Annotated in this window: 12 protein-coding genes; 8 read left to right on the top strand and 4 right to left on the bottom strand. The window is 36.5% G+C overall.

Annotated elements, in window-relative coordinates; all coding sequences use genetic code 11:
- Positions 1 to 52: 52 nt before the first annotated feature.
- The 6 genes from vsr to F9K23_14435 all read left to right on the top strand — a co-directional run bounded on the left by vsr (position 53) and on the right by F9K23_14435 (position 7,574).
- Positions 53 to 481 carry a DNA mismatch endonuclease Vsr gene (gene vsr / locus F9K23_14460; GenBank protein ID KAB2914402.1) on the top strand — a complete coding sequence of 143 codons (429 nt, stop codon included), beginning with the start codon at positions 53 to 55 and terminating at the stop codon, positions 479 to 481.
- Positions 474 to 737 (top strand): hypothetical protein, encoded by a 264-nt coding sequence (locus tag F9K23_14455; protein KAB2914405.1) that lies wholly within the window; start codon positions 474 to 476, stop codon positions 735 to 737. The genes vsr and F9K23_14455 overlap by 8 nt, the downstream gene beginning before the upstream one ends.
- A gap of 79 nt (positions 738 to 816) precedes the next feature.
- On the top strand, positions 817 to 1,908 hold the full coding sequence (locus F9K23_14450; protein KAB2914401.1) for a DNA cytosine methyltransferase: 1,092 nt from the start codon (positions 817 to 819) through the stop codon (positions 1,906 to 1,908).
- Positions 1,875 to 4,865, top strand: coding sequence for a sensor histidine kinase (locus F9K23_14445; protein KAB2914400.1), 2,991 nt, complete (start codon positions 1,875 to 1,877; stop codon positions 4,863 to 4,865). The genes F9K23_14450 and F9K23_14445 overlap by 34 nt, the downstream gene beginning before the upstream one ends.
- Complete coding sequence (locus F9K23_14440) at positions 4,855 to 6,516, top strand: hypothetical protein (protein KAB2914399.1); 1,662 nt, start codon at positions 4,855 to 4,857, stop codon at positions 6,514 to 6,516. The genes F9K23_14445 and F9K23_14440 overlap by 11 nt, the downstream gene beginning before the upstream one ends.
- Positions 6,517 to 6,743: 227 nt before the next feature.
- On the top strand, positions 6,744 to 7,574 hold the full coding sequence (locus F9K23_14435) for a T9SS type A sorting domain-containing protein (protein ID KAB2914398.1): 831 nt from the start codon (positions 6,744 to 6,746) through the stop codon (positions 7,572 to 7,574).
- An 82-nt stretch (positions 7,575 to 7,656) separates the two neighbouring features.
- On the opposite strand, the gene F9K23_14430 is transcribed toward F9K23_14435, so the two are convergent.
- Both F9K23_14430 and F9K23_14425 read right to left on the bottom strand, forming a co-directional pair.
- Entirely contained in the window at positions 7,657 to 8,151 is a 495-nt protein-coding gene (locus F9K23_14430) for a hypothetical protein (protein ID KAB2914397.1), read from the bottom strand.
- Positions 8,152 to 8,252: 101 nt separating this feature from the next.
- Positions 8,253 to 9,236 (bottom strand): helix-turn-helix transcriptional regulator, encoded by a 984-nt coding sequence (locus F9K23_14425; protein ID KAB2914396.1) that lies wholly within the window; start codon positions 9,234 to 9,236, stop codon positions 8,253 to 8,255.
- Between the two features lie 87 nt (positions 9,237 to 9,323).
- Here F9K23_14425 and F9K23_14420 point away from each other — a divergent pair, with 87 nt between their 5' ends.
- Complete coding sequence (locus tag F9K23_14420) at positions 9,324 to 9,545, top strand: hypothetical protein (protein ID KAB2914395.1); 222 nt, start codon at positions 9,324 to 9,326, stop codon at positions 9,543 to 9,545.
- Positions 9,546 to 9,559: 14 nt separating this feature from the next.
- Positions 9,560 to 10,249 (top strand): hypothetical protein, encoded by a 690-nt coding sequence (locus F9K23_14415; protein KAB2914394.1) that lies wholly within the window; start codon positions 9,560 to 9,562, stop codon positions 10,247 to 10,249.
- Between the two features lie 46 nt (positions 10,250 to 10,295).
- On the opposite strand, the gene arr is transcribed toward F9K23_14415, so the two are convergent.
- Complete coding sequence (gene arr, locus F9K23_14410) at positions 10,296 to 10,730, bottom strand: NAD(+)--rifampin ADP-ribosyltransferase (protein ID KAB2914393.1); 435 nt, start codon at positions 10,728 to 10,730, stop codon at positions 10,296 to 10,298.
- Positions 10,723 to 11,190 carry a MarR family transcriptional regulator gene (locus tag F9K23_14405; protein KAB2914392.1) on the bottom strand — a complete coding sequence of 156 codons (468 nt, stop codon included), beginning with the start codon at positions 11,188 to 11,190 and terminating at the stop codon, positions 10,723 to 10,725. Before F9K23_14405 ends, arr begins: the two co-directional genes overlap by 8 nt.
- Between the last annotated feature and the right edge of the window lie 113 nt (positions 11,191 to 11,303).

Here is an 11,303-nt window from a genome sequence, read left to right as displayed (position 1 = left end):
GTGGGAAAGGGGGAGGATTTTAATGCTGGTCAAAGAGTGTAATTTGCATACTATGGCCGATGTTCATACACCCGAACAAAGAAGTTATAATATGTCAAGAGTGAGGTCAAAAGACACAAAACCAGAACTCTTGGTTCGTAAGTTTCTTTTTTCACACGGTTTCAGGTATAAGTTGCATGATAAAAAGCTTCCGGGCAAGCCAGATATAGTATTACCTAAATATAAAACGGTTATATTCATTAACGGTTGTTTTTGGCATGGACATAAGGGCTGTAAACGCTCCGTACTTCCTAAAACCCGTACAGAATGGTGGTTAGCAAAAATTGCTCGAAACAAAGAGTTAGACAAAATTAATAGTATCCAATTACAAAAGATTGGATGGCGAATTTTCACTATATTTGAGTGTGAGTTAAACCAAACAGTACAGGAAAATACTTTAGAAACTCTTTTGTCAAACGTAAAAGCAAGCCATGATGATTAATACTATCGAAACTATAGAAGATGTAAGACTATTTGCAGAACAATTACTACAGGAAGGAGTGAATTTTCATCCCGATGAGGATTTTAGAAATTACATAAATAGATCGACCAAGTTACCAACTTATACCAATGAGGAAGCCATTATGAGAAACAGCTTAATGGAGAAATGTTTTGAAGTCTGTGAGCATGAAGGTGAGGATATTTATGAAATTATGGGAGACGTATTGTTTGCAAATATTGGAATAGAAAAAGAGTAATCTTGTCGTTCAGTTTTAGACCTGAGTTTTGAAGCCGTTTAAGATGTCTTATATTGCATGTTTTTAATTGAATTTGAAAATGGGTCACGAAGGGAACCTGAAAGCTATAGATTTCTTTTGCGGCGGGGGCGGAATGAGTTATGGAATGCAGGAAGCGGGCATAAAAGTTTTATGCGGAATTGATTATGATGCAAACTGCAAAGAGACCTATGAGGCTAATATAAAAGGCGCAGAGTTTATTCTTGCCAACGTATTTGAGCTAGGAGAAAATGAACTTCAAGAAAAACTATCACTGAAGAAAAATGATGATGAACTTATCTTAATCGGTTGTAGCCCTTGCCAGTTTTGGAGCATCATTAACACGGATAAGAAAAAATCCAAGGAGTCTAAAAATTTACTAAAAGAATTTAGGCGTTTCGTAGAATACTTTAATCCAGGTTATGTAGTAGTTGAAAATGTACCAGGAGTTCTAAGAAAAAAAAGAGCCAGTGGTTTGGAAAGCTTCGTAAAATGGTTAGATTTGAACGGTTATAAGGTTCATTTTGATGTCCACGAAGTGAGCGAATATGGGGTTCCACAACACAGAAAAAGGTTTACATTAGTAGCTAATAGAGTATCTTCACGAGAAATAATTCCTGTTCCGATAAAAGGTGAAAAAATAACGGTTAGGGATGTTATTGGTGAACATAACGGATTCCCCAAAGTTTGTCACGGTCATAAAGATCATTCTCCGTTTTTACACACTGTTGCGGGATTAAAAAAAATAAATGAAGATAGACTTGCAGTTACCCCGAAAAACGGGGGAACGAGATTAGCGTATGTTGATGACGAAAAACTAGCTCCAAAATGCCATAAAGGAGAAGTTAAGTCTTTTAAAGATGTTTACGGGAGAATGTGGTGGGATAAACCTTCACCGACAATAACAACTAAATTTTTTAGTTTTTCTAATGGACGATTTGGACATCCTGAGGAAGACAGAGCTATTTCATTAAGGGAAGGAGCCGTTCTTCAATCTTTTCCGGTAACGTATAAATTTAAAGGTACTAGCATAGCAAATATTGCTCGGATAATTGGAAACGCAGTACCGCCAAAATATGCTTCAGCCATAGGGCAAGCAATAAATAGAAATCACGTGGAATGGCACAGTTCAAAACAAGAGCAAGAGCATTAGATTTATTAGGACGACAGCAAATAGCAGGAATACCTACTGCTATTAATGAGCTTATAAAGAATGCTCACGATGCTTACGCTGATAAATTTGATATTGACTTTTTACGAAAGGACAACCTTCTAATTTTGAGGGATGATGGGCTGGGTATGACCAAAGAGGAATTTGAAACTCGATGGTTAACCATTGGAACAGAGAGTAAATTTGTTAATTCCAAGACAGCCTTACCCCCGATTGATGATTCTAAACCAGTTCGTCCAATTATGGGCGAAAAAGGTATTGGTAGACTTGCAATTGCTTCAATCGGCAAGCAAGTTTTAATTATTACAAAAGCAAGGAATAGAGGGCAGTTACATAAAATTGTTGTAATCTTAATTAACTGGCAAATATTTGAACTACCAGGGATTAATTTGGAGGACATAACAATTCCAATTAAGGAATTTGACAAATTGCCTAATGAGGCTGAAATAGAAGAGATAAAGAAAGAATTACTTGATTCCTTAGAAGGCCTTTTAGATAGGGCTATTATTTCAGGGAGAGATTTCTCCGAAATATCTTATACTATTAGTTCCCTAAAATTAAACCCTAATACATTAAATAGACAACTTGTTGCAGAATTTAATATTGAGGAGCCTGAAAACGGGGGTACTTTTTTTTACATATCACCAGTGAGTGAAAATTTGTTATTCGATATTGAGGGCAATAAAGATTCTAAAGATGCCAGCAAAATAGAAAAAATGTTAATCGGGTTTCATAATACGATGACACCAGGCCATCCTAAACCTATTATTGATATTAATTTTAGAGACTATAAAGGCAGTGATAGTTCGTATGTTAACTTGATAGATAAGGAGCAATTTTTTACACCAGAAGAATTTGAATTAGCAGACCACCACTTTAAAGGTGTGTTTGATGAGTATGGTCAATTCAAAGGGGATATTCAAATATATCGGGAAAAAAAATACGAGCATATTGTCAACTGGACAGGTAGTAACTTTAATCTAACTGATTGCGGAAGTTTTGAGATAAATCTTGCGTATATTCAGGGTCAACTTAAAGATTCAGTGGTCGATATAGAGAACTGGAATAGGTTAACTGCCAAAGCTGATAAATTCGGCGGCTTATATATTTATAAGGATAATATACGTGTTTTACCTTACGGGGATTCCGACTATGATTTTTTGGATATAGAGAAGAATCGTTCAAAAAGAGCTTCAACATACTTTTTTTCGTATAGAAGAATGTTTGGGACGATAAGCATAACACATCTAGGAAATTCAAAATTAATTGAAAAGGCCGGGCGGGAAGGTTTTATTGAAAATAGAGCTTATCGACAGCTTCAAGCGATACTCAAAAACTTTTTTATTCAATTAGCCGCAGATTTTTTTGATGATAAAGGTAAAACTCCTCAGTCAGAATTTTATAAAGAGAAAAAGGAAGAAAGAAACAGCCTCTATTTGGCACTTGAAAGGAGAGATAAATTAGCTAAAGGAAAAAAAGAAAATTTTTTAAAAGATATAGATATCTTTTTTAAACAGTTGAATGAAGGAAAATTTGAAGTAGATATTAATAATATAATTAATCATGCTAAGGACGAACTTAACTCTGTATTGTTTATAAAAGACTTGGATCAGGCAAGTCAAAAAATAATAGATACTGAATTTGAAACAAGACAAAAACTAGCTGATTATAAGCGAAAAATTTCTGTTCCAACCCCCAAAGGGTTCAGCATATCAAAGAGTGCCAGAATTGATTTCGATAGCTATCTTTCCGAGTATAGAATATTGGAAGAGACATTGTTTAAAAATGCTGTATCAGAAATTGATAATTTTATCTCCGATTACAGTTCGCGACTGAACATTGAGATAAGCAAAAGAAAACGGCTAGAGCAGGCTGTACAGTTTATATCATCCGAGGCACTTAAAATAAATACCAAGAAGAAAATCGAAACAAATGAGATTGTCTCGGACGTTTCAAAGAAAATAAAGGAAGTAACTAATCAATTGATGCTAGATTTAGATTTTCAAATACGTTCAGTCAAAGATAAGTTTAAAAATCTAAGCGTCAATGAAGTAGACGATTATGATCTTGTTGCAGAGAGGCAGAAGATGGAGAGTGAGATAGAAATGATTAGTGAAAGGAATACTCATGTAATGGATAGGATTATCCGGCAATTTGAAAGTTTTTATCTTGATAAAGATGACGATGGCAATATTATAACCAATGATCAAATTTCAGATGCCTTAGCTGAAGAATTAGATGAGTTAAGGGAGCGAGTACAAGCGGATGTGGAATTAAGTCAACTTGGTTTAGCTGTTGGGATACTGCATCATGAATTTAGTAGCACGGTAAAATCGATTCGAAGTAGTATTAAAGATTTGAAAGCCTGGTCTGATGTTAATAATCAGTTAGAAGGAGTTTACAAAAATATAAAAATAAACTTCGAACACTTAGATGGTTATTTGAACCTTTTTACTCCTTTAAACCGTCGGCTTAATAGAAAACGAGAAGATATCGGATTATTAGAAATAAAAACCTTTTTAATTGATTTATTTAAGTCGAGAATGGAGCGCCATAATATTCAATTTAAGCATACAAAAGGCTTTGCTTCACACAAAATCTATGGATTTAGGTCAACTTTTTACCCGGTATTCGTAAATTTAATAGATAACGCTATTTATTGGTTGAATCAAAGCAATGCTGAGGAGAAGGTTATTAGACTTCATGCTGATGATACAGGGGTATATGTTTCAAACAATGGAATCGAGATACAACCTCAAGATAAAAGCAGGATTTTTATAATGGGGTTTTCACGTAAGTCGCAAGGAAGAGGGATGGGATTGAGCATAAGTCAGGAGGTTTTGAATGCAGAAAATTATATCCTATCTGTTGTATCCCCTAAAGAGGGTAGTACAGTTAGTTTTAAAATCGAAAGAATCCAAGCAGAAAATGATGAGTAATACCACTTTTTTTGAAAAATCTAAAGAGATTGCAAATGACTTTATTCAAAGTATCGTGTTTTTGGATGATAAAGCTTATAGAAATAGTGATAACGAAAATACAGCTCACGATTTCGACGCTTTAAAAATATCCAAGATCTTTGCTAAAGAGAATAAAATATGTGCTGTGTATAGGCCTGAATCGGAAAAAGATATAGAAGATTTTAAATCGATTGCAGACAAAGCAGACTGCGTAATTTTAGATTGGCAAATTGATATCAAACAAGAAATACTTAAGGGGTCAGAAGAGGATGATGCGCCTTATGATGATTATAGAGGCCTATATACTAAAGAGATAATAAAATCAATTTTATTTGATGAAGGACAGCAAAAAGACTCGCTAAAGATTATAATTATCTATACAGGGGACTATACGCTATTAGAGGATATATCAACAAGTATTTATAGTGATGTTTTTAGTTCATCTAGTGAGTATACTTTGAATTTGAAAGACTGTTCTATACAATCGTCGCATGTTAAAGTAATAGTTAGAGCTAAAGAAGTTAAAATTGCCGCTGCTTCAAATAGGGAAAAATATGAAAATTTCATGATTAATTATGAAAGCTTACCATCCTTCATATTAGATGAATTTACTCACATGACTTCAGGATTGCTATCGAATTTTGCATTAATGTCCCTAACTACTTTACGAAAGAACTCGAGTAAAATATTAGGACTTTTTTCAAAAGAAATGGATAGTGCATATTTAAGTCATAAAGCATTGCTGCCTAGTCAGGAAGACGCTGAAGATTTGTTAATTGACCTATTTGGGGATACTATTGCTGATTTGCTTTTGTATAATAAGATCAACGAAGAGATAAGGGGATTAATTCAAGGTTGGATTGATTTAATTATTAAAATTGAGCATAAAAATGAAGTGTTTAAAAAGAAAGGTAAAGCGGATAATATTACAGTGAATTATATTAGGAATCATGCACTATTGGTTGATTTAGTTAGTTCTAAAAATAAAGATGTTGGAAAACGATATATTGATGCTTTTTCAAAAAATGCAGGGCTTTCTAAGACGAAAGCAGAAGAGTATTATGATTATATTTCAAACAACAATATTACTACTCAACTATTTTTAAACAATTCTGAAATGGGTAGCCAGCAAGGAATAGATCAACGTTTTTCAATCTTAACACACCATAAAAGCCTCTTTATTCCCAGTAATACAATTCACAAATTGACCTTAGGAACTGTTGTAAAAAGTACAGTTGTTTCAGACAAGTATTACATCTGTATTCAGCAAAGGTGTGATAGTGTTAGGATACAACAAAATACTGATAGAAAATTTTTATTCATCCCGCTTAAAATATCAGATGGAAAATTTGATATCATTACTCCTGAAGGTGTAAGGCTAAAGAAAGTTAATGATTCATTTTCTATTAGAACGATAAAGTTTGTTTGTACTAATGATTATGGAGTGATTGTGGCAGAAAAAGATGACAAGGGTAAACCTGTGTTTACCCAAAAATATACAGATGAGCAATTTGAATGGATTCTCGATTTAAAAGACTTACATGCACAGAGAATCATAATAGATTATACTACGAAGTTATCTAGAGTTGGATTAGATGAGTCAGAATGGCATAGAAAATATTTGAGTTGAAATAAGTTCTACTTAGCTTATTTCATATAGATCCTTAAAGATCTGAACTTACTTAAAAAATGATAAGATTGGTTCGATAATCTGCTTGTTCGGGCTACAAAAAATAAAACCCTTTTCTTAACCGAGAAGGGTTTTTTGTTTTAGCCCCACTACTATTTATTCTGGATCATCGTCTTTGTGTAAGCGAATAAAAATTTATATTGCTTGTCCTTTTAAATAAAGAAGTTATGAAAAAACTGGTTTACTTGTTAATGTTAGGAGGCTGCTTAACCGTACTTTTAGGTTCAACGTGGAGTGTGAAACGTAAAGACGGTACTGAGCCTGGTTATACCGGATCGCCCGGCGATAGTCTTAAAAACTGTACTGCCTGTCACGGCGGCACAGCTACACCCGTTGACGGATGGATTGTATCAAACATACCTGCATCGGGCTATATACCCGGACAACAATATACCATTACTGCTACCAATACAGAGTTTGGTGGTACAAGGTTCGGTTTTGAAGTTTCACCACAGGACATTAAGGGTAACCTTTTGGGAACTATTGTACTGACGGATACCAGCAGAACTAAACTGGTAGGAGATAAAAAATACATTACCTATACATCAAACGGTGTTGACGGACAAGACTCCAACTCATGGACGTTTGATTGGGTTGCCCCCCAAGCGGGTACAGGGGATGTTGTTTTTTACGGCGCTTTTAACTCAAACTTCGACGGTCACAAAGGTGACGACCACACTTACCTTTCTACGTTAAGAGTAAAGGAAGTAGGAACTGCATCGTTGCCTAAACAACCTGCCATTGTTACTGATGTTTCTGCCTATCCCAATCCTGCCCGCGATTTTATCGACGTAAGCTTTACTCCGGTAACGGGTAACGTAATAACGGTTGATATTACAGATTTAAATGGCAAACAAGTAGCTGTAGTTAACCCTGATAAGCAAACAGGCGCTACTATAAAAAGGATTAACCTTACATCGCTATCTGCTGGTAATTATCTGGTGCGTTTTAGGGCCGAAGGTCAAACGCAGACCCAAAAGATTACCGTTGTTAAATAATTAGTTACTGCAAACAGTATAATTAGCCCCTTTTCTCAACAGAAAAGGGGCTTTTGTTTATTAAACGCGCATCAACTGCTCTTCATTTGTTCAATAGCAGCCATCCTTCAGGAGTTACCCCCATAATCTCTGTAGCTACACCCAATGTTTGATAGGTATCAAAAAACACCATGTGGGCTATCGGGTGGTTTACTTCGCTAATAACAACATACCCTTGGGCTTTTAATTCATTCACTATCTTTTCAAGACCGCTGATGGGTAATCTAAAAGCCATGTGCTGTGTGCCGCCCATGGGATATTTAACAAGGTAATCCTGAAACATACTTTGGCCTGATAAAGGCTGCACAAGCTCAATAAAGGTACCTCCGTTAAACGTTTGGGTAGTTAGCCATTCACCGGGAACCAATTGGCCGTGGTAATTCATGTTTATTTCTTCAGCATTAACATGCATGGGCGGCGGGAATCCTTCAATACCTAACGTGCTCGAAAGAAACTTAGCCGCTGCTTGTATGTCTGGCACCACCCAGCCTATTTGAGCAAGTTCAAGCCCATCAATGGTGCTGTTAATTGTATTCATGTTTGTTGTTTTATTAGTAAACAAATCTACGACGGACAAGGGGCCCTTTTCGGGTCATTAGCGGCAAGATGAGGGGCTGTTTGCGACTAATACAAACGAGGCTATTGTCTAACCTGTTTTGGCGGCATTCCGAATTTCTTTTTGAAAGCAGAGCTAAAATGTTGCAGCGAAGAATAACCCAGTTCAAACGCCAACTCTGTAGGCGATTTACTGCCCTCAAGCAAATGAATTTTGGCAGTTTCTAACCGGTGGTTAGACAAGTATTGAAACACACTTTGATTAAACGTTTCCCTAAATCCCTTTTTCAGTTTAAATTCATTAATACCGGCAATGTGTGATAGCTCAGCCAGCGACGGGGGCACTTCTATGTTTTTTAAAAGATAATCGCGTGCAAAAATAATACGTTCATAATCGTATTCCGTCTTTATCACCCTAACTGTTGTTTGCTGCGAGCGTTTATACGATGCCGCTTGCAACACCAGCAGTTCAATCACTTTTGAGTATAAAAACATAGGTTTTAACTCATCACCATACGGGCAGTAAATGATTTGGTTGATACAGTTCTGTATTTCAAAATCAACAGGCAGGTTTATAGCTGAAAAGACAGCAGGCTCGCCCTTAACCACCGTATCCGCAAAATGTTTCAATTCACCACCCACATTGCTCGATACTCTTGAAAAAGCACTCTTAGATAACTGAACCATAAACGACCTCATTCTCAATTCGTCTACTTTCAGCTGGCCTTTGGCCTCACTACTGTAAATTATATTATGCTGATTGCTGTATAACTCGATGGATATTATATCACTGATATCTGCAATAGACATCTTCCCCTGCAAGTTAAAATACAAGGTTATCATTTCGGCATCGCCGTTCCAATCTAATAGCGCGGGCTTATTAAATTTTGCTTCGGTATAAGAAATACATATTCCGTCAATATTCCACTGAGTAGTTTGTGTATTGCCAAAAGAAAACTCTACGTTGTAGGTGTTTGTTTGATAGCCGCTTACAGCAAAGTCGTTTTCAGTAAAATTCTGTGCAACCAGTAATTTTCCGTCATCCGCATTTTTCAGAAAAAACGACATTACTCCGTTTTATATAAGTTTTCATCCGTCATGTGTAAGCCTTCACCCATTGGGCCTCAGTAGTTTTGCATTACCAAATTCAAAGAAATGGTAACGGTAGAAGTTTTCAAAACAAATATAAACAAAATCAAAGATGCTAAGCTGGTAGCCAAAGTGCTAGCTAATGTGCTGCCAACCTGCAAAATAAACTTTGATTTAGAAGACTGTGACCGCATTTTGAGAATTGAGGTCGTTAAAGGACAGATAAATTGCCGACAGGTGATTACCTTAGTGCAAAAAAACGGGTTTACCTGTGAAGTACTGTCCTGATAACGAATAATTATATGGTAAGTTTTAAAAAATTACGACAAATGATCGACGTAAAAGGAAACGAAAAAATTATTACGAAAGAGCTCCAGGTGAGTTCTTTTATCAGGCTCCACGTTGCTGTTAACGGCACTACTGAATTAATACAATCCGACGAAGAAAAAGTGATTGTAGAGGCAGATGAAAATCTGATGGAGTTTATTGAAGCAGGAAATGCAGGACGAAGCCTGTATGTATCTACCGAAAACAAGCTGCGCAAGCCTGTTTTTACTAAATGCCACATAAAAATATACCTGCGTCAGGTTGATGTTTTGTATGTGCGTTCTAACCACGGGGATGTAGTTTGCCCAAGCACCATTACCCTTTCAAATCCGCTTGACATAAGGGTGCAAAGTGTGGGAAACACCTCGCTGGCCTTTGATGCTCCTGCCATTAAAGTAATTCACCAAGGCACCGGTAACATTTCGCTGAAAGGCAAAACCGTGAAGCTGGAAATGAAGAATCAAGGCGTTGGTACTATTTCGGCAAAAGAAATGATTGCTGATGAGGTAACATTTAAGAACATGGGCACAGGTGATGTGGAATTGTTTGCCGACAAAGAAATCAGTATTAGCAATTATGGCACCGGCACTATTTTATACAGTGGCAACGGTGTGCTGAAAGATGTAAGACAATACGGGGCCGGACAAGTGAAACACGTTAAGTAATTAGTTATCTGCTACAAAACCACCCGCAGCGCGGGTGGTTTTTATATTAATCCTCAATAGCTTCAATACCCTGTTCCTTAAGACGTTCAAGCCCTTCTTTCATGGCGTTAATTTGCTCTATCGGGTGGCCACTCCAAACAGTAACTTCACCAATCACCTTAAACGGATACTTTGATCGGTACGATTTTGTGGGGTTTCCGGGAAATTTTTTGTCGGTTAAATTAGGGTCGTCCTCAATTGCTCCGGTAGGTTCCACAAGATAAATCCTTTCCTTGCCCTCGCCCAAAGCAAGTTCAGCACCCCAAATTGCCGCATCCAAAGTGGCCGTTAAATAGATAAACTTTGCCTTATTATTTTGCCCATAATTTGAGTTAACTCCTGTCTCAATCAAATCACCAATTGCAAGATTTGCTTTGGTGCCATGAAAATAGGTTTGCACAAAAGGGCTGTGTACGTTGTTTGCTGGTTCAGTGCTATTCATTATTCAAAGGTTTAGTAATGGTTTCCTTGGTTTGGTTCATCAATTCAATACTTCTTTCCAAAAAAGATTCAATCACCGCAAGTTCACTTTCTGTATAACTTGCTATCAGCTTCTCGGTCTCTAATTGAAACGCTGTGTAAAAAGGTGCCAATAGGTCCGTAATCTTATCCTTGTTAGCCACCACAATAACTTTTCGCCTATCACTTTTATCAAAGCTGCGTTTCACCAGTTTCTTTTTTTCAAACCTGTCAATCAAACCTGTTACTGCCCCCGTGGTTAGTCCTGTTAAAGCAGCAAGTTCCCCCGCGGTTAAACTCTCTTTTTGTAAAAAGAAGCCCAAGTACTTGTGGTCGGTACCGGTGAACCCTGCTTTTTTAGAAACCGCCTCGTGTAACTGTAAGGAAGTATAGGCGTATAACTGACTGATTTTTCTAACTTCTATAACGGTGTTGTTATGCATATAAAATCTTAGATAAAAAGTGTCTTAGCTACAAAGATAAATAAATGTCCGTTACTTAGTAAAGAAATTGAAATAAGAAGGGATTTTAGTTAGAGAATAATACATTAGCAGTC

The sequence above is a fragment of the Bacteroidota bacterium genome (genome assembly GCA_008933805.1).
Lineage (GTDB): Bacteria > Bacteroidota > Bacteroidia > UBA8524 > UBA8524 > SB11.
Note: the sequence above shows the minus strand (reverse complement) of the source record. Positions and strands in the feature narration are given on the sequence as shown.